A 19,468-nucleotide genomic window follows, 5' to 3' on the forward strand; every position below is an offset into this window, starting at 1 on the left:
CTAGGGCTGCTTTTCGAAATACACCCGATCGAACCCGTCTTCGCTGACGCGGCCGGTCTCGGTGTAGCCAAGCCTTGGGTACAGCGACAGGTTCGCGGTCATTTTCGCGTTGGTATAAAGCCGCACCGGCAGGCCAGCGGCGCGGGCCGCGTCTTCGCAGGCCGCGATCAACGCCTTGCCAATGCCGCGCCCGCTTGCCCGGGGCAGCACCGCGACGTTTTCCAGCAGCAGGTGATCCGGCGCCATCCGGTAGACGATGAAGCCCAGAAAGCCGCCATCCTCGGCCACGAACACCTCGCCCGCCGCGATCTGCGCCGCGTAATCGGCGCTCATCGGGGCGGGCTCACGCCCGATCAGCGGCACATAACCGCCATAGGCCTGCCGGGCGCAATCGCGGATCGCCGCTTCGTCCGCCTCGCGCGCGGGGCGGATCATTCTGCTATGTCCATCGCCTGACGCGCGATGCTGGTGGCGATCAGCTGCGCCGTATCCGCCCATTCGATGAAAGGCGGCAACATCGGCCCGTCAAAGCCCGCCGCCGACAGCGCCGCTGGTACATCGTCTTCCATATGGCCCGAGTTCTGCGCGAAATAGGGCAGGCAGATCGCCTGCCCGACGGTCTGCGCAACATCCTTGAGAAACGGTGGCTGTTCGATGAACCCGGTGCGCGTGACGCGCAGGCCAAGCCCGGACTGCAGCGCGCGCGCAAAGGCATAGGCGCTGTCGGCGCTGGTCTTGGACATGGCGCTGCCATGGGCGGCAACGATCAGCGCGGTGTCCTCGGGCTGCCAGCCTTGCTGTGCCAGCAGCGCCCGCAGCTCGGTGGCGGCGCAATCGATCAGTCCCGGCTCGACCCCGAAAGGGTCAAGCATCGTCAGCCCCAGACCGCGCGCCTTTTTCGCCAGAACCTGCCCGGTGAACCAGCCCTTCGCCATGAAATACGGATAGATCAGCGGGGCGCCAAGGCTTTCGATCTCGTCCTCGAACCGTCCCTTGGCCGCCAGCGTCGCACTGCCGATCCGCCAGCCCGACATGCGCGTTTGAACCTGCGACGCAAGGGCGCGCAGCGCGGCCTCTTGCGAGCCGGGGTCGGAGGGGCTGCCATGGGCGACGAGAATTGCGGTCCGCTGGGACCCGGAAATGCTGGTCATTAGAGCTTTGGTGATCCTGGTTCTGATGTCATGCGCGTCTTGTGAAGGTGATGCACTGCCCCTTTCGTTTCAAGCGTCAACCAAGACATTCCGACATGCCCGCGGGCACGGGGCAAAAAATGCGCATCCGGCAAGAGACCTGCGCTGCCGGGTGCGGAACCGTGACACGCTCCGACGCGTTGACGACAGGTTCAAACAGGAGCGCCCGACGTGTCACCCAACCGCAAATTCTGCATCTTCCTGAATGGGCGCTCCGGCGACCAAGGCGAGGATGAACGCCGCGCCCGGCTGACGGCGCTGTGCGACGCTGCGGGGGTGAGTGCAACGATTGTTACTCCCAATGGCAAGCAACGGCTGGAAGACGCCGCGCGCGAGGCGATCCGGCGCAGTCAGGCGGATGTCATTGTCGCAGCGGGCGGCGATGGGACCATCGCGGCCGTGGCGACCGCTGCGCATGACGCAGAGATTCCGATGGGGGTGATCCCGCAGGGCACGTTCAACTATTTCGCGCGCGGTCTCGGGATTCCCGAAGACGCCGAGGCCGCCATCGAGGTGCTGGCCGGGGGACAGCTTGAACAGGTGGCGCTTGCCGAAGCCAATGGCGCGGTCTTTCTGAACAACACCAGCCTTGGGATCTATCCGCTGATCCTGCAAAAGCGTGAGAGCATCTATGCCCGCTGGGGGCGTTCGCGCATCGCGGCCTACTGGTCGGTGCTGCTGACGCTGAGCGGCATGCGCCGCCCGCTCAGGATGACCATCACCGTCGACGGGCGCGACATTCATCTGCGCACCCCGCTGATCTTTGTCGCCAACAGCGTCTTTCAGCTGGATCGCTTCAACCTCGATGGGGTCGCGGCGCTGAAGCGAGGCGAATTCGCCCTGTTCACCGCCCGCAACGGAAGCACTCTGGATCTAGCGCGCACGGCATTCAGGCTTGCCGGCGGGGCCGCGCAGAAAGGCGAGGATTTCGATCTTGTGACCGGGCGCGACATCACGCTGCAAACCGGGCGCAAGCGGGCGCTGGTTGCGCGCGATGGCGAAAAGAGCCTGATGCACACGCCGATCCGTATCAAGATGCGCGAGCGCCCGTTGCAGGTGATCGTGCCCACACCCGACGCCTCGACCGACACCACCACCGAAAGGGACATTGCCGCCAGCTCATGACCCGCATTGCCCATATCTCAGACCTGCATTTCGGCCGCAGCGACCCCGAGCTTCTGGATCCGCTGATCCGCGCCCTGAACGCGGCAAAGCCCGATCTCGTGGCCGCCACCGGAGATTTCACCCAGCGCGCCCGGCGCAGCCAGTATCGCGACGCCCGCGCCTTTCTGGACCGGCTGGAGGCGCCGTGGCTTTCAGTTCCGGGCAACCACGATGTGTCGCTCGACAATCTGTGGCTGCGGTTCATGCGGCCCTATGCGCGCTATCGCAAGCATATCGCCAGTGATCTGCTGACCGTGCACGAGGCCGAAGGCTTTATGGCGATCGGGCTCAACACGGTTGATCGCTTCCGGGTGCAGCGTGGCAAGGTGCGCCGCGCGCAGTTGCACCGCGCCTGCGAGTTGCTGTCGCAGACAGACGGTATTCGGGTGGTTCTGGCACATCACCCGTTCGAACAGGACGAGGATATCAAGAAAAGCCTGATGAAGCACGCCCATCTGGGGATCGAGAAATTGGCGGAATGCGGCGTGCAGTTGGTGCTGTCGGGGCATCTGCATCGCTGGCGCACAGAGCCGTTCCTGTCGGCAAAGCATGGGCGACAGATCCTTCAGGTGCATGTCGGCACCGGCCTGTCGACGCGGTTGCGCGGGCAGGAAAACGATTTTGCCCTGCTGGATGTCAGCGCCACGACGGCGCGGGTGACCCGGATGGTCGCCCGAGGCAGCAATTTCGAACCCGCCGGCGTGCGGGAATTTTCCTTCGGAACGGATGGCTGGCACGAGACAGGCGACACAGAGGCCGCTGGCGCCGCCAGCAAGAGCGGCACGTTCACCGCTGAAGGGCGCGAGCCCCCCTCCGAAACCGAAGGCTCGTAATGCGTAAACCTGCACGTGGCTGGCGCAGAATCCGGCGAGCGGATGTATGATCCTCTGCATGGGCGGAGCAGGAGCAGGGGCAGGCTCTTTCAAAACCGGCCGAACCGGCCTGCTGGCGCGGGGGGGCCACCGAGCACAGGCCTTGTGAAATATCGCCGCACAAAGGCGGAACTTCCGCCTCGGCCCGAGGTTGAACACACATGAAACAGCCCATGATCGCCTCTGACCAGGTGCTGCGTGTCTCTTCTGTGATCGTGGCAACCGGAGTTGTCATCGTTGGGCTGAAGGAAACGCAGGACATTTTTGCACCCTTGGTGCTTGCCATCGTGGTGGGCGTCATCGTCGCCCCCCTCTCTGACCGTCTCAAACGTCTGGGTGTGCCCGCCGGAATAAGCGCACTGTCGGTGCTGATCGCGTTCTTCATGATCGGGGCCGCGCTGGTATTTCTGATCGAACCTTACATCACCGCCGCGATCGACGAGCTGCCGTCGATCCGCTACGAACTTCACAAGCTGATGTTCGAATATCGCGGCCTGATCCAAGGCATCGGCGAGATGAACGAAGAGATGAAAGCCGCGCTTGGCGCCGATGCCGAAGCCACCGCCGAGCAGATCGAGTCGCTTCCAAGCCTGACCGACGCCATGTGGCTTGCCCCGGCGCTGTTTGCGCAGCTTCTGGTGTTTCTTGGCGCGCTGTTCTTTTTCCTGCTGACGCGAAAGTCGATCTACAGCTGGCTGTCGGCGCGTCTTGGGTCCGGGGCAGAGACGCATCTGTTTCTTGAACGTTTCTTCGCCGCCGAAGCGACAGTGTCGCGCTACTTTGCGGCCGTGTCTACGGTCAACGCCGGGTTGGGCCTTGCGGTGGGGGGGGCGCTGATGGCCTATGGCTTGCCGGGCGCTGTTGTCTGGGGCGTTGCCGCCGGGCTTTTGAACTTTGTGCTGTATCTTGGGCCAGCGGCGATAGCGGCGGCGCTCTTGCTGGCGGGGATCGTCAATTTCGACGGGCTTGCAAGCTTTGGCCCGATGGCGATCTATCTGGCCTGCAACATGACCGAGGCGCAGTTCGTCACGCCGGCGCTGGTTGGCAAACACGTCCAGCTCAACCCGTTCCTGCTGTTTGTCGCGCTGGTCTTCTGGCTCTGGCTCTGGGGGCCGATCGGCGGCATCGTGGCGATCCCGGTGACATTGATCTTCCTGCGCCTGTTCGACATCCTCGGCGACAGCTCGTCGCCTCCCGCCAAGCCCGCGGTGCGCGCCGCCTGAGGATCATGGCGCGCCTTGCGGGGCGCGCCGTTTGTGTTGCACTGGACAGGTATGAAAAAAACCCGCTCTTCGAAACCGAAGAGCGGGCTACTAAAACGCGGATCGCCGAGGGAAGTCAGGATAGGGAAACGATCCGCAGAGGGACAGGGCAATATACGCGCCCTTGGGATGACAACACGCGGGGCGCGATCAGGTTCCGCAGGCATCGAAAAATTTCTAATGATTTTCGAGGCGCTCGCGGCGCAGCCGGTCAAGCTCGCCGTTCAGCTGGGCGCCCAGCAGCGTCACAAGGGCGCTGACGTAGAACCACATGAGCAAGGCAACCACCGCCCCGAGCGATCCGTAGACCTCGTTGAGCCGGTCGAAATTGCGTACATAGGTTGTCAGCGCAAAAGACCCCGCCGCCCAGCCCAGCAGCGCCAGCACCGCGCCGGGCGTCAGCCAGCGCATCCGCCGCGCCCGCCGGTTCGGCCCGTAGCGGTACACAAGCGCGATGGCAAAGAACACCACGCCCAGCAGGATCAGCCATTTCACCGCCGCCGCGATCAGTTCGAGATGCAGCGGCAAGCCGAGCAGCATAAAGGCGGCAGGCAGGATCACCACCGCCGCAAACGCCACCAGCGCCACCAGCACCAGCAACAATGTCAGCCCGACCGCGACCAGCAGCCTTCGGATTGCGTTTTCGCGGTGCGGGGCATCATTCACCGCGTTCAGCCCGCGGATCAGCGCCGCGACCGAGGCGCGCGTCGACCAGATCGCCACGATGATCGAAATCACCGAGGCCCATTGCAGCGTCGAGCGATTGGTCGAGATCAGCGCCGTCACCTGATCCGACAACAGCACATAGGCCTGTTCCGGCATCATCTCGCGCACCAGTTCCATCTGCTCCGAGATCACCACCGGATCGGCCCAGTAGCCCCAGATCGCAATCACCGCCGAGATCGCAGGGAACAGCGACAGAAACGCATAAAACGCCACCCCCGCCGAGATCAGCCCGAGATTGCGCTCGTCCATCCTCATCCAGGTCCCCCAGATCGCGCGCAGCCAGTCCCCCACGGTAAGAACCGGGCGGGTCGGGTCGGGGCGCTCTGGCGCGGCGGGAGGCGGGTTGCCAGCAATCTCTTCCATGCCGCAAATTTGATCGTGCCACGCGGTCCGGGTCAATGGCAGCGCACGCCCGGCACGCGGATTGGCTGATCTCTGGGACAAATCGGCACACCTTAACGAAAAATCAGGGCGTATCCGGCCCACTGGGTCAGGGGCACGCCAGCCCCGGCAGAACAAGGGCCTCGCGCATGACAGGCATCGTCTCGACCCTCGCCCTGCTGCTAACGCTTTGCGCGGGGGCCGCGCTGGCGCAGGCACAGATCACCGCAACCGTGCATGTCATCGGCAATGATGATGGCGGCCCGCTGCGGCAACGGCTCGCCGAGGTGCAGCGCCTCAACGCGCGCGGCGCGCGGGTCGAGATCAGAGGCGCCCACTGCCATTCGGCCTGCACGCTGTATCTGGGAGTGCGCAATCTGTGCATCCTGCCGCAGACGGAATTCGGCTTCCACGGCCCGGTCTACCCTGATCGCCCGATGGCGCGCGAACGGTTCGACCACTGGTCGCGGGCGATGGCAGCGCATTACCCGCCACCGGTGGCGGGCTGGTTCATGACCACCGCCCGCCACGTCGCCAGCGGCTATGTGGCGCTGCGCGGCGAGGCGTTGATCGGGCTTGGCATTCCGCGCTGTCGGTGACGCTCAGTTCCCCGCAGGGGCATCGCTCGCCGGGTCTTCGAGTTCTGGCACCGGGGTTGCAGTGGTCAGCACGCCGCTGACCCAGTCGCCCGACACCACTTCGCCCGTGGCATAGCGCAGCGTGCCCTGCCCGGCGCGTTTGCCATCCTCGAACTGGCCTTCGTAGATATCGCCGTTGCTATAGGTGGCGACGCCCTCGCCTTCAAAGCGGCCAGACACCCAGGCGCCCTCATAGGTGAACCCATCGGCCATCTCGATCCGCCCATGCCCGTGGCGCTGATCATCGCGGAAATCGCCGGTGTAGACCGCGCCGTCGGCGTAGCGCGCCGTGCCGGTGCCGTTGCGGCGATTGTTCTTCCAGTCGCCGGTGTAGCTGTAGCCATCGGCGTAGGTGATGGTGCCCTGCCCATCATAGCGCGCATTGACGAAATCGCCGCTGTAGACCGTGCCGTTGGGATAGCGCGCCGTGCCTTTGCCTTCGATCACCCCGTCGACCCAGTCCCCTTCGTAGGTCGAGCCGTCCGGATAGACCGTGCGGCCCTGCCCGTTGGCCAGATCGCCCTTGATCTCGCCTTCGTAGACCGAACCGTCGGGATAGGTGACCTTACCCTGCCCGTCGATCTGCCCCGCCACCCAGTTGCCTTCCAGCCGGTAGCCATCGGCGCCGATATACACGCCCTGCCCCTGCCGCTGATCGTTGTCGAAGCTGCCCTCGTAGACATCGCCCGAGGCGGCATAGGTCTCGCGCCCCTGCCCGTCGCGGCGGCCGTCAAGCAGCGCGCCTTCGTAGACATCGCCATTGGGCAGCGTCAGCTTGCCCTGCCCGTCCTGCTGGCCGTCGCGCCACATGCCGACATAGGTCAGACCGTCGGTCATGGTCAGCGTGCCCTCGCCCGAGCGCTTGCCATTGGCGATCCGCCCGACATAGACCGATCCGCCGGGATAGGTGATCGTGGCGTTGCCTTCCTCGACCCCGTTCACCCAGTCGCCCTCGTAGCGATAGCCATCGGGCATGGTCATCACGCCGCGCCCATGGTGCAGCGCATTGCGAAAAGTGCCTTCATAGCGGGCACCGCTGGCGTATTGGATCACCCCCTTGCCGGTGATCTTGCCATCCTGCCACGAGCCTTCGTAGACCGAGCCGTCGCCAAGCACGATCTTGCCCATGCCCTCGGGTTTGCCTTTGGAAAACTGCCCCTCGTAGACCGCACCCGAGGGGTAGCGGGCCACGCCCTTGCCCTCGATCTCGCCCGCGCGCCAGTCGCCGGTATATTCGAATCCGTTCGGCAGGCTGTAGGTGCCGGTGCCATCGCGCAGCCCGTCGACAAAGCTGCCCTGATACACCCCGCCATCGTCGAATTGCTTGGTGAGCGTCCCATCGTCCTGCGCCATCGCCGCCGCAGCAAAGACCGCGATGGCTGCGACGAGCGTGATGCCTGCGCGTTTCATGTGTTCTGCCCTGCCGGAGTTTCGCATTCCCTTGCTGGAAATGGTAAAGAAGCCCCCCGCCCCTGACAATGTCTTTTGACGCTGCCCGGCTTTCCCTCGGGCGTGGTTCTGCTATGTCGGCACGGCAAGCTGACCGAAAGGACAAGGGCATGGCTGACCGTTTCCGCCTGACCATCGCGCAGTTGAACCCCACCGTGGGCGACCTTGCCGGCAATGCCGCAAGGGCCCGCGAGGCATGGGAGCAGGGCAAGGCCGCAGGCGCCGATCTTGTCGCGTTGCCCGAGATGTTCATCGCTGGCTACAGCGCGCAGGATCTGCCGCTGAAAAACGCCTTCACGCTGGATTGCATGGAGGCTGCCCGCCAGCTGGCTGCCGATTGCGCCGATGGCCCGGCACTGGCGATCGGTTGCCCCTGGGTCGAGGGCGCCGAGCTGTTCAACGCCTACCTGATCTGCCGGGGCGGCAAGATCACCAGCCATGTGTTCAAGCATCACCTGCCCAACAACGAGGTCTTCGACGAGGTGCGCGTTTTCGACAGCGGCCCCATCGACGGCCCCTACGCCATCGGCAACATCCGTATCGGCAGCCCGATCTGCGAGGATGCCTGGTACGAGGACGTGGCCGAAACCCATGCCGAAACCGGCGCGGAATTCCTGCTGGTGCCCAATGGCTCGCCCTATCATCGCGGCAAGCACGAGACGCGGCTGAACCACATGGTCGGGCGCGTGGTCGAAACCGGGCTGCCGCTGATCTATCTCAACATGGTGGGCGGACAGGACGATCAGGTCTTCGACGGCGCGTCTTTTGTGCTTAATCCGCATGGCAAGCTGGCGCTGCAGCTTCCGGCCTTTGCCGAAGCCATCGCCCATGTCGATCTGCAACGCGGCGATGACGGCTGGCGCGCGCTCGACGGCACCTTCGCGCCGCAGCCCGATACGCTGGAGCAGGATTACAACGCCATGGTGCTGGGTTTGCGCGATTATTGCCGCAAGACCGGGTTCGGTAAGGTGCTGCTGGGCATGTCGGGCGGCATCGATTCGGCGCTTGTGGCGACCATTGCCGTCGATGCGCTGGGGGCCGAAAATGTCCGCTGTGTGATGTTGCCGTCGGAATACACCTCGGAGCATTCACTGGAGGATGCCAAGGCCTGCGCGGGCGCCATCGGCGCGCATTACGATTTCGTGCCCATCGCCGAGGGGCGCGCCGCCATCACCGCCACGCTGGCCCCCTTGTTCGAAGGCCGGAGCGCCGATCTGACCGAGGAAAACATCCAGTCGCGTCTGCGCGGCCTGCTGCTGATGGCGCTGTCCAACAAGTTCGGCGAGATGCTGCTGACCACCGGCAACAAATCCGAGGTCGCGGTGGGCTATGCCACGATCTACGGCGACATGGCGGGCGGCTACAACCCGATCAAGGATCTCTACAAGACGCGCGTCTTTGACATCTGCCGCTGGCGCAACGCGCATCAGCGCCCATGGATGATGGGCCCCGAAGGCGAGGTCATCCCCGAGCGGATCATCACCAAGCCGCCCTCGGCCGAACTGCGCGACGATCAGAAGGACAGCGATTCGCTGCCCGATTACCCGGTGCTGGATGGCATCCTTAAGATCCTCGTCGATGATGATGGTTCGATCGCCGATTGCCTCGCGGCAGGGTACACGCGCGAGGATGCCAAGAAGATCGAGCACCTGCTGTATATCTCGGAATACAAGCGGTTCCAGTCGGCGCCCGGCGTGCGGCTGTCGCCCCGCGCCTTCTGGCTGGATCGGCGCTATCCTATCGCCAATCGCTGGCGCGACAATGGCTGAGCTTGCGGGCAAGTCGGTCCTGTTTGTCGTCGCGCGGTTTCACACCAATCTGTCCTTCGCGGTGCGGGCGCTGGTGGCCGCGGGGGCAAAGGTCACGGTCTGGGCCAGCAAATCCGACGGCCCCGAAGATCACTCGCTGGTGTCTCCGCAGGTGTTCAGGCCCGATGAACAGGAGGCGATGCGCACATCCTGGCGCGACGCCGCCCCCGACATCGCCTTCCTGCGCAACAGCGCCGAATTGCGCGTTGCCGCCGCAAAGATCGGGCGGCGCGAGGGCACGGCGCTGTGGTCATACGATCTGCACCCGTTTCACCGGCGCGAGCCGCTGTCGCGCAAATTCTACCTTTGGCGCAAGGGCTTGCCGATCCGCCGGGTGACGGCAACGCGCGGGCTGTCGGATGTGACACCAGATCGCGGTGCCCGCTACCTGCCCTGGCCCGTGGTTGCGGACCCGCCGCCGCCAATGCCCCTGCGCGACAACACTGGCCCGGTAACGGTGCTATGCGCCGCCAAGCTGGGCAAGCGGCGCAAGATGCAGGATCTGGTGATCGACGCCCTGCGCCCGCATGGGCAGGCTGGCAAGGCGCGGCTGATCCTTGCTGGCTCCGACAGCGTGTTCGACGCGCCCGAAGACCGCGCCCACCTTGCCGCGCTTTACGCCGCCGCCAAGGCCGAGCCGTGGATCGAGATGGCAGGCCGCGTGCCCTTCCCCGAGATGCCCGCGCTTTATGCCCGCTCTGACATCTGCATCCTGCCGAGCTTTGATGAACCGCTAGGCTTTGCCCCGGCGGAATCGATGGCCTATGGCTGCGTGCCGGTGATCTCGTCCGAAGCGGGCTCGGCGGGCTATCTGAGCGACGAAAACGGCATCGTCATCGACCCGCACCAGCCCCGGACCATCGCCGACGCGCTGTCACGCCTGATCGACGATCCGGCCCTGCGCGCCCGTCTTGGCGCCGGTGCCCGCGACACCGCGTTGAGCGAGCTTGGCCCGCAGCGCTTTGTGCAACGCATGGCGGCGCTGATCGCCGAGGGCTAAAGCCACCATTCATCGACCGAGGCGATATCGTCGTCCGACCAGCCGAAATGATGGGCGAATTCGTGCACGGTGATGTGGCTCACCAGCTCCTCAAGCGTGACATTGCCACGCTCGCGCAGCTCGGTCAGGATCGGCTGGCGATACAGCGTCACCCGGTCGGGCCATGTGACCGGGTCCGAGACCGAACGTTCGGTGACCGGCACGCCCTCATAAAGCCCGGTCAGATCGCGCGGATCGCGAATACCCAGTTCGGCCAGAACATCGGCGGGCGGCCATTCCACCACCTCGATCAGCACGTCCTGCGCGCCGGACCGGAACGGTTCGGGAAAGCCCTCGACGGTGTTGCGGGCGATGGTTTCGATCTGTTCGGGGCCGTGTCTGCTCATGCCGCCAGATATGATGGCAGCGCTCCGCAAGGAAAAGGTCGTTTTAGGCACATCAGGTCGCAAACCGGACAGCATGTCCTGGCGATCGCGCTAAAGGCTTGCGACCCGTCAACGGATTCCCCTCATATGCTGACCGTCCACCACATCCCCGCCGCCTTTTCCAACGCCGATTGCGATCGCGCCATCGATCTTGCCCGCGCCGCCCCGAGCAGCGACGCCCGGCTTGTCGGGCGCAACCGCGACCACAACCTGCGCCGCGCCGATCTGGTCTGGATCGACGAACAGCCCGAAGCCGCGTGGATCATGGATCGTATCATCGACATCGTGCGCGAGGCCAATCGCGACGCTTATAGCTTCGATCTCGACGGGTTCGACGAAAGCGCCCAGCTTGCGCGCTATGGCTCCGAACGGCAGGGGCATTTCGACTGGCATTCCGATATCGGAGACGGCCATCTTGCGGCGCGGCGCAAGCTGACGCTGGTGATCCAGCTGTCTGCGGCGAGCGATTATACCGGCGGGCGGCTCGAGGTGATGCCCTCGGCGCAGACCCATCAGGCCCCGACAGAGCGGGGCACCGCCACGCTGTTTCCGTCTTACATGTTGCACCGGGTCACGCCGGTGGACAGCGGTGAGCGGCACTCGCTGACGATCTGGGCGCACGGCCCGTCCTTCCGCTAGAACGTTGCGAAACGAATGCCGGGCCCCGACCGACGGCGCCCGGCAGGATCTTACAGCATCAGCTGGTAGCTGTGCGGCACATAGTGGAAGCCGTCCTCGCGGGTTTCGGCATAGCCCAGCGCCGGGAACGGCATGTGGTAGCCGATGAACGGCACCTTGTCGGTCGCCAGCATGTCCAGCACCTTGCGCCGGGTCGCCGCCGCCTCTGCCTTGTCGGTGTCAAAGCTGACCTCCCAGTCGGGATAGGCCAGCGACCAGACATAGTGGTTTGCCACATCCGCGAACAGCATCAGCTGCTTGCCACCGCTTTCCAGCATGTAGCCCATATGCCCCGGCGTGTGTCCCGGCGTCAGCATGGCCGTCACCCCCGACGCCACCGCAGCGCCATCCCCGATGAAAGAGAACCGATCCGCCAGCGGCGCGACCTTGCCGGCGAAGGTCGCGTTGTCGGTGCCCTTCCAATAGTCGAATTCCGCCTGCCCGGTCACGTGCTGCGCATTGGCAAAGGTCGGCCCGTTGCCGCCGGTCAGCCCGCCGACGTGATCGCCGTGCATATGGGTGATGACCATATGCGTCACCTCATCGGCACTATAGCCCGCGGCCTCGACCGCCGCGACGATGCCTTCGGGGTTCAGCCCGGTGTCGAACAGGATCAGCTCGGCGCCGGTGTTCACCAGCGTCGGGGTAAAGAAGAATTGCGCCTTATCGGTCGGGATGTTCGCCTCGGCCGAGACCTCTTCGAAGGTCGCGTCGTCGACATTGAGACCAAAGATCTCGTGCGGCGCTTCGCGGGTGGCCGTGCCCGCCATCAGCGCGGTAACCTCGAAATCGCCAAGCATGACGCGGTTGACCCGCGGCATCTGTCCGCCCTTCTGAGCGACCTGCGCCGCTGCGCCGGACCCAAGCCCTGCGGCCAGCGGCAACGCCGCCGCGCCCGTCAGCGCTGCGCGCCGAGAGATCTTGAAACCTGTGTTCATTGTGCCGTTCCTCTTGCTGCGACGTTCCATGATGTAGGCAGCCCACGCGACACATCCAGAAACCACAATTCATTCGAAATGAATGCCCCCGTGACCAAGCAAGCAGCCGCAGGTCAAGGGCCCGTAATCTTTCCCGAAATGTGCAACCCTTGCTAACAACGCGCGCTGTCCGTCGAATAAGACCTTGGCGGCGCCGGTCTGGCAACTAAACTTCTTGTCAGCCGGCCCCTGCGATGCTCGCCCAAGACGAAGATTGGCGATCGCCTGACACCAAGGGGCCTGTCACCAAGCGCGCTCGCGCATCCGCAAGTTTCGATGCGGCTCGGCCTTGGCCCTTACGCGATGAAACTTGCCCCGCATTGCGCCAGCAGCTCGCGCACATGATCGCCGGTGCACAGCTGCGTTCCGGGGGTTGTCACCGTGGAACTGGCCGCCGCCGCGCCCAGTGCCAGCGCATCCGGCGCGCTCATGCCGCTGGCAAGCCCATAGGCGAAGGCGCCGACAAAGCTGTCTCCGGCACCCACCGCCGACAGGACCGACACCTTGGCGGCGCTGACCTGTGTCAAGCCTTCGGGTCCTGCCATGACCGAGCCGTCCGCGCCGCGCGCAAGGATCACCCGCTCTGCCGCCCCGCGCGCCACCAGCTCGGCGGCGAACTCTGCCGACTCGCGCCGGCTCACCAGCGGGCGACCGGCCAGTTCTTCGGCCTCGGCGCTGTCCATGCGCAGCACGGCGGGCGCGGGGTCGGTCCCGGCGGCAAGATAGGTCAGTGCCTCGCCCGAGGTATCGGCGATCACATAGGCCCCCCGCGCCTTCAGCGCCCGGCACAGCTCCGTGGGAAATTCCAGCGGCACCCCCGGCGGCTGGCTGCCGCTCAGCACCACGATGCCGCCCTGCGGAACGGCGGTTGCAATGGCGTGAAGCGACTCGGCCACGTCGGCCTCTGACCAGACCGGGCCGGGCAGCACGAAGCGGAACTGCTCGCCGGTGCTGCGGTCATGCACGGCAAAGCTCTCGCGGGTCTCGCCCGGCGCTTTCATCCGCACCAGCGGCAGGCCCAGCTGCGCCAGCGATTCCTCGAGCCGCATGCCCGACGGACCGGCCAGCGCGACAAAGGCGCGGGCGCGCCCGCCCAGCTCGGCCACAACGCGGGCGACATTGATTCCCCCGCCGCCCGGATCGACGCTCATCGCGTCGCAGCGCAGCTTGGGCCCGGCCACGACACGGTCGGTCGAGGTCGACAGATCAAGTGCGGGGTTCAGCGTGACGGTAAGGATGTCGTTCATGGCGATCAATTTCTCCCGGAATGCTGGCAGCATGGCACCCTATGCCCCCAAGGCCAAGCGAGGCGAACTGGACAAATCGCCCCGCCTGTGGAATTGCCACACCCGTAAGCAGGAGCTCAGCATGACCGTCACCCGTTTCGCCCCGTCGCCCACTGGCCACATCCATGTCGGCAACCTTCGCACGGCGCTGTTCAACTACCTGATCGCCCGCAAATCCGGCGGCACATTCATCTTGCGCATCGACGACACCGACGCCGAGCGCAGCAAGGAAGAATATGTCGATGGCATCAAGCGCGATCTGGAATGGCTGGGCCTGACCTGGGACAAGACCGAACGGCAGAGCGCCCGGCTGGACCGCTATCTCGACGCCGCCGACAAGCTGCGCGGCATGGAACGGTTCTACGAGGCGTTCGAAACCCCGACAGAGCTGGATCTCAAGCGCAAGAAGCAGCTCAACATGGGCAAACCGCCGGTCTATGACCGCGCGGCGCTGGCGCTAAGCGATGCGGACAAAGAGTCGCTGCGCGCCGAGCGTGGCAATGGCGTGTGGCGCTTCAAGCTGATCCAGGAACGGATCGACTGGACCGACGGCATCCTTGGCGACATTTCCATCGACGCGGCCAGCGTTTCCGACCCGGTGCTGATCCGCGGCGACGGGCAGATCCTGTACACGCTGGCCTCGGTGGTCGATGACATGGATATGGGCGTGACCAATATCGTGCGCGGCTCTGACCATGTTACAAACACCGCGACGCAGATACAGATCATCGAGGCGCTTGGCGGCACCGCGCCGGGCTTTGCCCACCATTCGCTGCTGACCGGCCCGCAGGGGGAATCGCTGTCCAAGCGGCTTGGCGTGCTGTCGATCCGCGATCTGCGCGAGGCTGGGGTTGAGCCCGAGGCGCTGCTGTCGCTGATGGCGCGGCTGGGCTCGAGCCAGCCGGTCGAGCTGAAGCTGTCGCTGGACGAGATCGCCGAGGGCTTCGAGCTGTCGCAATTCGGCTCGGCCCCGACGAAATTCGACGAGCAGGACCTGTACCCGCTGACCGCGCGCAAGCTGCACGAGCTGCCGTTCGAGGCGGTGAAAGACGAGATCGCGGCGCTTGGCGTGCCCGAGGCCAAGGCCGCGCTGTTCTGGTCGGTCACCCGTGACAACATCGCCACCCGCAAGGATCTTCCGGGGTGGTGGGCGCTGTTCCGCGACGGGGCAGAGCCGCTGATCGCCGAGGAAGACCGCGATTTCATCGCCGAGGCGATGACGCTGCTGCCCGAAGGTCCGTTCACCCATGAGACATGGGGCACCTTTACCGCCGCGGTCAAAGCGGCGACCGGGCGCAAGGGCAAGGGCCTGTTCATGCCGCTGCGCAAGGCGCTGACCGGCCTTGAACGCGGCCCCGAAATGGCCGACGTCATGCCGCTGCTGGAACAGGTTCCGGCGCGGGCGCTGGCAAAGAGCTAAAGCCGCTGCGCGAGGGTGTCTCGATCCTCGCGCACGGCAAGGTGCTGCTGGGCGTGGCGCAGGGCATAGCCTTGCGCCCGTTTTGCCGCAGCGCCCATTTCATGCCACTCCGACCGTTCCAGCTGCACCAGCGCATCAATTGCGATGCCAACCACCTGCGGCTGGTCGGCCCCGGCCCGGATCACCGCCATGAAGCCATCCTCGATCAGGTCGGCGGCGCGCAGTTGCGGCACCTCGATGCTGGGATACGCTGGCGGCACCCGCGCTGGCGCGCCGCAATCCCAGAGCAGGCGGGTGATGCGGTGAATGGCGTCGATGGCCGTGCCGGGATCGTTGATGCCGGGGGACAGCGCGCGCAGCGCCACTTCGGCCAGCACGACGATGCCATAGCGGGCGTCCTGTTCGGCGGTGCGGATCGCGCCGATGGTGAAACAGGCGCATAGCGCGTCCGGGTCGGCCACGTCTCCCATTGTCCAGCCGATGGGAACACCCTTGAGAACATTTTCACCCGGCAGCACGGCAAGGGTCAGCGTCGCGCCGGTTTTGGCCAAGATACCGTTCAGCCTGACCATGTCGATGAACTGCACATAGCCGCCCTGCGCCGCGCGCACCGGCGTTGCGCTGTCCGGGATCACCGCATCCGGCGCCAGCGGCAGCCCGCCAAGCGCCGGGCTTTGCATGGCACGCATCAGTGGCCCGCTGGCGGCAGCCTCGACCTTGCCCAGCGTTTCATCAAGACTGCCAAGCGTGCTCAGATGCGCGATCCAGCGCAGCATCGCCACCACGATGGCCGCGATGACAAGGATCGTCACCCCAAGGATCACCACCGAGGTTTCCGGGGCATAGAATCCGGCACGGTACATCACGAGGCCCGTCAGCGAATACAGAAACGCCCCGGTGAACACCGCCAGCACGGTGTGGGTGGTGGTGTCGGACAGGTGCAGCCGGTAAGCGCGCGGCGTCGCCTGACTGGACGCCGCCTGAAAGGCCGAGACCATGACAGACAGCGAAAACGTGGTGACGGTCAGCATGGTGCCGGCCAGAACGTTCAGGATCGGGATCACCGCGTCCGGCTTGATGCGGCCCTGCCAGTTCTTGGGAACCAGCGGCAGGATCTCGGGGGCCAGCCCTGCCATCGCCAGCGCCAGCACCGCGCCGAACAGCACCCGCGCCGCAAGGTTGCGCGCCAGCCGTCGCAGCAGCATAAGCAGCTTGCTGAGGGTCATGCCGCGATCCTCCGCGAGCCGAGCCGCGCCAGATGCGTGTCGACCACTGCGCGTTCCGGATCGCCCAGCCGCTGCGCGCGCGGATAGCGCGGCGCGGCGCGATCGTCGAGGATCGGGCAGTCCCAGCCATCGGTGGTGGCAAAGAAATGCTCGGCGCCCTCAACGCCGTATTCCAGCAGGTAGCCCTGCACCACCACGTCGAGATAGCTCAGCAGCAGCGGATGCGCATCGCTCGGGCCGCGCATCCGCTCGGGCGCAATGGCGTAAAGCGCCAGCTCGGCGACGCCGGGTGCCTCGTGGGTAATCTTGAGCCCCGCGCCAAGCCGGTCATAGGCGGCCTCGCGCTCATCCAGAGCCGCCCAGTCGTCGGCGGGGACATGGGCGATCATCCCGAGCAGGGTGCAATCGGGATCGGGCACGGCGGTCAGAAAGGCCGCCTCGCGCGCGTCGGTGCAGCGCCAGGCCCGGCGCCAGCCATGGGCGGTAGCCGGGTGCAGAGGGGAGAAGTGATGAGTCCCCCGGTTAACCAGAGAGCCGTAGCCGAAAAAGAACGCACCAGACATGCCTGTATTCCTTGTGCCGGGGGGACTCGGTTTTGATGTATGTCAAAACGCTATTTTGGCGATGCTGTATCTACCCTGTGGCAAAGGGTCATCGAGGATCGGTACGGTGCGAGTAACCAAGAGAACGAATATTGCCATTCGTGTGCTGATGCATTGCGCGGTCAACCATGGCCGCCTTGTCACCAAATCCGAAATCGCGCAGCGCTGCAATGCGTCGGAGAACCATCTGGCGCAGGTGATCAACCAGTTGGCGCAGCTTGGCTACCTACACACCCGGCGTGGCCGCAACGGCGGGCTGGAACTTGGCCGCCCGGCCGATCAGATCCGCGTCGGAGACGTGTTCCGCGCGCTGGAAGCGCCGGTGCCGTTGGCCGAATGCTTTGCCGATGTCGACAACACCTGCCCGCTGACCGACGCCTGCCGCCTGCGGGTCGCGCTGACCGACGCGGCCAACGCGTTTTACGCGACGCTCGATCCAATCACGCTGGATGCGCTGGTCTGCGACAACGCCCCGCTGATCGACATTCTTGCGCCCGGAACCGGCTGCCGCGGGGCCTCGGCGCCCGACGCACCGCACGACGCGACGCAACAGGTGCTTGCGGCCCAGTGAAAATCATAATAGCCTGATAGGCATTCGCGATGGGAGAACCGGCTTTGCCGGTGCCGAAGGAGCAACCGCCCCGGAAACTCTCAGGCTTCAGGACCGTCGCGGGTATCAAGACTCTGGAGAGTGGCGTTCGCGCCCGCCGAAGGGATAACGATCTCAGGCTGACGGACAGAGGGGGCATTTTGTGCGCGTGGGCATGGGGCCTTCGTGCGGGAGATGTCCGGGACGGGGCTATATCGGATCTTCGCGGGTCTTGCCTCACCTTCCGGCCAAACGGGATGTGAGACGCCTATGGATGATCTGAACCGGACGCCTCTGTTTGATCTGCACCTTGCGCTTGGCGCAAAGATGGTGCCGTTCGCTGGCTACGACATGCCGGTGCAATACCCTCTTGGCGTGATGAAAGAGCATCTGCATTGCCGCGCCGCCTGTGGGTTGTTCGATGTCAGCCACATGGGGCAGGTTCTGCTGCGCCCGCTGTCTGGCGATGTTGATGACGCGGCGCTGGCGCTGGAAGCGCTGGTGCCGGTGGATGTGCTGGGGCTGAAGCCGGGGCGGCAGCGCTATGCGCTGTTCACCAATGAAACCGGCGGCGTCCTTGACGACCTGATGGTCGCGCGCTGGGACGAGGCGCTGTTCCTCGTGGTCAACGCCGCCTGCAAGGAGGCCGACATTGCGCATCTGCGCGCGCATCTGTCCGACACCTGCGAGATCGAGGTTCAGGACCGCGCCCTGATCGCGCTGCAAGGGCCCGGCGCGGCGCAGGCCCTGTCGCATCTGGTGCCCGGCGTCGAGGACATGCGTTTCATGGACAGCCGCGCCTTTGGCGATCTGTGGATCTCGCGGTCGGGCTATACCGGCGAGGATGGCTACGAAATATCGCTGCCCGCAGACACCGCCGAAGGCTTTGCGCGGCGGCTGCTCGAGATCGACGCGGTCGAGCCGATCGGCCTTGGCGCGCGCGATTCGCTGCGGCTTGAGGCGGGGCTGTGCCTTTACGGGCATGACATCGACACCGGCACGACGCCGGTTGCCGGCGGATTGAAATGGGCGATCCAGAAGGCGCGCCGCGCCGGCGGTGCGCGCGAGGGCGGGTTTCCCGGCGCCTCTGTGGTGCTGGCGGAACTGGCCGACGGCGCGCAAACCGCTCGCGTTGGCCTGCGCCCCGAGGGGCGCGCGCCGATGCGCGAAGGAGTTGTGCTTTTCGAGGGCGAGGCCGGGGGCGAGGCGATTGGCCGTGTTACCTCGGGCGGGTTTGGCCCGACGGTGGGCGGACCGGTGGCGATGGGATATGTCCCCGCGGCGCTGGCCACGCCCGGCACGCGGATTTACGGAGAGGTTCGGGGCAAGCGCATGGCCGCAGAGGTCGTGGCGCTGCCCTTTGTCGAACAAGGCTACAAACGCTGACGAAGAAGGAGCCAGCGCGATGATGAAGTTTACCGAGGAACACGAGTGGCTGCGGGTCGAGGACGATCTTGTGGTGGTCGGCATCACCGCCCATGCGGCAGAGCAACTGGGCGACGTCGTGTTCGTCGAGGTGCCGGATGTCGGGGTCACGGTTAGCAAGGATGACGAGGTCGTGGTGATCGAATCGGTGAAGGCCGCATCCGACATTCTGGCCCCGATCGACGGCGAGGTGGTCGAGGTCAACGAGGCCATCGTCGCGGACCCCGGCAAGGTCAACGAAGACCCCGAGGGCGAGGCGTGGTTCTTCAAGCTGCGCGTCGAGGACATGTCGCAGATGGACGATCTGATGGACGAGGCGGCGTACAAGAAGTTCGTCGGCTGACCCCCGG

At 65.3% G+C, this 19,468-nt stretch carries 20 protein-coding genes and 1 riboswitch; of the genes, 11 read left to right on the forward strand and 9 right to left on the reverse strand.

Going from position 1 to position 19,468, the window contains the following annotated elements; genetic code table 11:
• Both Q4543_RS09030 and Q4543_RS09035 read right to left on the reverse strand, forming a co-directional pair.
• Positions 1-435 (reverse strand): GNAT family N-acetyltransferase, encoded by a 435-nt coding sequence (locus Q4543_RS09030; RefSeq protein WP_303437548.1) that lies wholly within the window; start codon positions 433-435, stop codon positions 1-3.
• Positions 432-1,151, reverse strand: a complete 720-nt coding sequence (locus Q4543_RS09035; RefSeq protein WP_303437550.1) for a CbiX/SirB N-terminal domain-containing protein — start codon at positions 1,149-1,151, stop codon at positions 432-434. The genes Q4543_RS09030 and Q4543_RS09035 overlap by 4 nt, the downstream gene beginning before the upstream one ends.
• 210 nt (positions 1,152-1,361) lie before the next feature.
• Between Q4543_RS09035 and Q4543_RS09040 the strand changes: the two genes are divergently transcribed.
• The 3 genes from Q4543_RS09040 to Q4543_RS09050 all read left to right on the forward strand — a co-directional run bounded on the left by Q4543_RS09040 (position 1,362) and on the right by Q4543_RS09050 (position 4,449).
• Positions 1,362-2,315 carry a diacylglycerol kinase family protein gene (locus Q4543_RS09040; RefSeq protein ID WP_303437551.1) on the forward strand — a complete coding sequence of 318 codons (954 nt, stop codon included), beginning with the start codon at positions 1,362-1,364 and terminating at the stop codon, positions 2,313-2,315.
• Complete coding sequence (locus Q4543_RS09045) at positions 2,312-3,187, forward strand: metallophosphoesterase (protein WP_303437552.1); 876 nt, start codon at positions 2,312-2,314, stop codon at positions 3,185-3,187. Before Q4543_RS09040 ends, Q4543_RS09045 begins: the two co-directional genes overlap by 4 nt.
• A 200-nt stretch (positions 3,188-3,387) precedes the next feature.
• A complete protein-coding gene (locus Q4543_RS09050; protein ID WP_303437553.1) occupies positions 3,388-4,449 on the forward strand; it encodes an AI-2E family transporter in 1,062 nt (353 codons plus the stop codon).
• 216 nt (positions 4,450-4,665) lie between these two features.
• Here the strand turns inward: Q4543_RS09050 and Q4543_RS09055 are convergent, their stop codons facing one another.
• Entirely contained in the window at positions 4,666-5,577 is a 912-nt protein-coding gene (locus tag Q4543_RS09055; RefSeq protein WP_216002083.1) for a YihY/virulence factor BrkB family protein, read from the reverse strand.
• A 167-nt stretch (positions 5,578-5,744) separates the two neighbouring features.
• Between Q4543_RS09055 and Q4543_RS09060 the strand changes: the two genes are divergently transcribed.
• Complete coding sequence (locus tag Q4543_RS09060) at positions 5,745-6,194, forward strand: hypothetical protein (protein WP_303437554.1); 450 nt, start codon at positions 5,745-5,747, stop codon at positions 6,192-6,194.
• 3 nt (positions 6,195-6,197) lie between these two features.
• Here Q4543_RS09060 and Q4543_RS09065 read toward each other — a convergent pair whose 3' ends face one another.
• Complete coding sequence (locus Q4543_RS09065; protein WP_303437556.1) at positions 6,198-7,643, reverse strand: MORN repeat-containing protein; 1,446 nt, start codon at positions 7,641-7,643, stop codon at positions 6,198-6,200.
• 149 nt (positions 7,644-7,792) lie between these two features.
• Between Q4543_RS09065 and Q4543_RS09070 the strand changes: the two genes are divergently transcribed.
• A complete protein-coding gene (locus Q4543_RS09070) occupies positions 7,793-9,451 on the forward strand; it encodes an NAD+ synthase (protein ID WP_303437558.1) in 1,659 nt (552 codons plus the stop codon).
• Positions 9,444-10,490, forward strand: a complete 1,047-nt coding sequence (locus tag Q4543_RS09075; protein ID WP_303437559.1) for a glycosyltransferase family 4 protein — start codon at positions 9,444-9,446, stop codon at positions 10,488-10,490. The genes Q4543_RS09070 and Q4543_RS09075 overlap by 8 nt, the downstream gene beginning before the upstream one ends.
• Here the strand turns inward: Q4543_RS09075 and Q4543_RS09080 are convergent.
• Positions 10,487-10,876 carry a metallopeptidase family protein gene (locus Q4543_RS09080; protein WP_216001944.1) on the reverse strand — a complete coding sequence of 130 codons (390 nt, stop codon included), beginning with the start codon at positions 10,874-10,876 and terminating at the stop codon, positions 10,487-10,489. The two genes, Q4543_RS09075 and Q4543_RS09080, sit on opposite strands and share 4 nt — an antisense overlap.
• A gap of 126 nt (positions 10,877-11,002) precedes the next feature.
• Between Q4543_RS09080 and Q4543_RS09085 the strand changes: the two genes are divergently transcribed.
• Positions 11,003-11,554 carry a 2OG-Fe(II) oxygenase gene (locus Q4543_RS09085; RefSeq protein ID WP_303437560.1) on the forward strand — a complete coding sequence of 184 codons (552 nt, stop codon included), beginning with the start codon at positions 11,003-11,005 and terminating at the stop codon, positions 11,552-11,554.
• Between the two features lie 50 nt (positions 11,555-11,604).
• Here the strand turns inward: Q4543_RS09085 and Q4543_RS09090 are convergent, their stop codons facing one another.
• On the reverse strand, positions 11,605-12,531 hold the full coding sequence (locus Q4543_RS09090; RefSeq protein WP_303437561.1) for an MBL fold metallo-hydrolase: 927 nt from the start codon (positions 12,529-12,531) through the stop codon (positions 11,605-11,607).
• Positions 12,532-12,866: 335 nt separating this feature from the next.
• Positions 12,867-13,817 (reverse strand): 1-phosphofructokinase family hexose kinase, encoded by a 951-nt coding sequence (locus tag Q4543_RS09095; protein WP_303437562.1) that lies wholly within the window; start codon positions 13,815-13,817, stop codon positions 12,867-12,869.
• A gap of 121 nt (positions 13,818-13,938) precedes the next feature.
• Here Q4543_RS09095 and gltX point away from each other — a divergent pair, with 121 nt between their 5' ends.
• Positions 13,939-15,276: a glutamate--tRNA ligase gene (gene gltX / locus Q4543_RS09100; RefSeq protein WP_216002082.1), complete on the forward strand. Its 1,338-nt coding sequence runs from the start codon at positions 13,939-13,941 to the stop codon at positions 15,274-15,276.
• Here gltX and Q4543_RS09105 read toward each other — a convergent pair.
• Entirely contained in the window at positions 15,273-16,502 is a 1,230-nt protein-coding gene (locus Q4543_RS09105; RefSeq protein WP_303437564.1) for a DUF2254 domain-containing protein, read from the reverse strand. The two genes, gltX and Q4543_RS09105, sit on opposite strands and share 4 nt — an antisense overlap.
• Positions 16,499-17,065, reverse strand: coding sequence for a gamma-glutamylcyclotransferase (locus tag Q4543_RS09110; RefSeq protein WP_303437565.1), 567 nt, complete (start codon positions 17,063-17,065; stop codon positions 16,499-16,501). The genes Q4543_RS09105 and Q4543_RS09110 overlap by 4 nt, the downstream gene beginning before the upstream one ends.
• Positions 17,066-17,171: 106 nt before the next feature.
• Here Q4543_RS09110 and Q4543_RS09115 point away from each other — a divergent pair, with 106 nt between their 5' ends.
• From Q4543_RS09115 to gcvH, 3 genes are all read left to right on the forward strand, one after another.
• Positions 17,172-17,675 carry an Rrf2 family transcriptional regulator gene (locus Q4543_RS09115; RefSeq protein ID WP_303437567.1) on the forward strand — a complete coding sequence of 168 codons (504 nt, stop codon included), beginning with the start codon at positions 17,172-17,174 and terminating at the stop codon, positions 17,673-17,675.
• Between the two features lie 20 nt (positions 17,676-17,695).
• A riboswitch (glycine riboswitch) is annotated at positions 17,696-17,781 on the forward strand.
• A gap of 182 nt (positions 17,782-17,963) precedes the next feature.
• Positions 17,964-19,079, forward strand: coding sequence for a glycine cleavage system aminomethyltransferase GcvT (gcvT, locus tag Q4543_RS09120; RefSeq protein WP_303437568.1), 1,116 nt, complete (start codon positions 17,964-17,966; stop codon positions 19,077-19,079).
• Between the two features lie 22 nt (positions 19,080-19,101).
• Positions 19,102-19,461 carry a glycine cleavage system protein GcvH gene (gcvH, locus tag Q4543_RS09125; RefSeq protein WP_216002081.1) on the forward strand — a complete coding sequence of 120 codons (360 nt, stop codon included), beginning with the start codon at positions 19,102-19,104 and terminating at the stop codon, positions 19,459-19,461.
• Positions 19,462-19,468: the final 7 nt, after the last annotated feature.

The sequence above is a fragment of the Salipiger sp. 1_MG-2023 genome (assembly GCF_030547555.1).
Taxonomy (GTDB): Bacteria; Pseudomonadota; Alphaproteobacteria; order Rhodobacterales; family Rhodobacteraceae; genus Salipiger.

Excerpts from the sequence above, each read along its gene's own strand:
- gltX (WP_216002082.1), top strand. The coding sequence starts at position 13,939 with ATGACCGTCACCCGTTTCGCCCCGTCGCCCACTGGCCACATCCATGTC.
- Q4543_RS09065 (WP_303437556.1), bottom strand. The coding sequence starts at position 7,643 with ATGAAACGCGCAGGCATCACGCTCGTCGCAGCCATCGCGGTCTTTGCT.
- Q4543_RS09075 (WP_303437559.1), top strand. The coding sequence starts at position 9,444 with ATGGCTGAGCTTGCGGGCAAGTCGGTCCTGTTTGTCGTCGCGCGGTTT.
- Q4543_RS09095 (WP_303437562.1), bottom strand. The coding sequence starts at position 13,817 with ATGAACGACATCCTTACCGTCACGCTGAACCCCGCACTTGATCTGTCG.
- Q4543_RS09085 (WP_303437560.1), top strand. The coding sequence starts at position 11,003 with ATGCTGACCGTCCACCACATCCCCGCCGCCTTTTCCAACGCCGATTGC.
- Q4543_RS09030 (WP_303437548.1), bottom strand. The coding sequence starts at position 435 with ATGATCCGCCCCGCGCGCGAGGCGGACGAAGCGGCGATCCGCGATTGC.
- Q4543_RS09055 (WP_216002083.1), bottom strand. The coding sequence starts at position 5,577 with ATGGAAGAGATTGCTGGCAACCCGCCTCCCGCCGCGCCAGAGCGCCCC.
- Q4543_RS09110 (WP_303437565.1), bottom strand. The coding sequence starts at position 17,065 with ATGTCTGGTGCGTTCTTTTTCGGCTACGGCTCTCTGGTTAACCGGGGG.
- Q4543_RS09090 (WP_303437561.1), bottom strand. The coding sequence starts at position 12,531 with ATGAACACAGGTTTCAAGATCTCTCGGCGCGCAGCGCTGACGGGCGCG.
- gcvH (WP_216002081.1), top strand. The coding sequence starts at position 19,102 with ATGAAGTTTACCGAGGAACACGAGTGGCTGCGGGTCGAGGACGATCTT.
- Q4543_RS09045 (WP_303437552.1), top strand. The coding sequence starts at position 2,312 with ATGACCCGCATTGCCCATATCTCAGACCTGCATTTCGGCCGCAGCGAC.
- Q4543_RS09060 (WP_303437554.1), top strand. The coding sequence starts at position 5,745 with ATGACAGGCATCGTCTCGACCCTCGCCCTGCTGCTAACGCTTTGCGCG.
- Q4543_RS09050 (WP_303437553.1), top strand. The coding sequence starts at position 3,388 with ATGAAACAGCCCATGATCGCCTCTGACCAGGTGCTGCGTGTCTCTTCT.
- gcvT (WP_303437568.1), top strand. The coding sequence starts at position 17,964 with ATGGATGATCTGAACCGGACGCCTCTGTTTGATCTGCACCTTGCGCTT.
- Q4543_RS09035 (WP_303437550.1), bottom strand. The coding sequence starts at position 1,151 with ATGACCAGCATTTCCGGGTCCCAGCGGACCGCAATTCTCGTCGCCCAT.
- Q4543_RS09080 (WP_216001944.1), bottom strand. The coding sequence starts at position 10,876 with ATGAGCAGACACGGCCCCGAACAGATCGAAACCATCGCCCGCAACACC.
- Q4543_RS09070 (WP_303437558.1), top strand. The coding sequence starts at position 7,793 with ATGGCTGACCGTTTCCGCCTGACCATCGCGCAGTTGAACCCCACCGTG.
- Q4543_RS09105 (WP_303437564.1), bottom strand. The coding sequence starts at position 16,502 with ATGACCCTCAGCAAGCTGCTTATGCTGCTGCGACGGCTGGCGCGCAAC.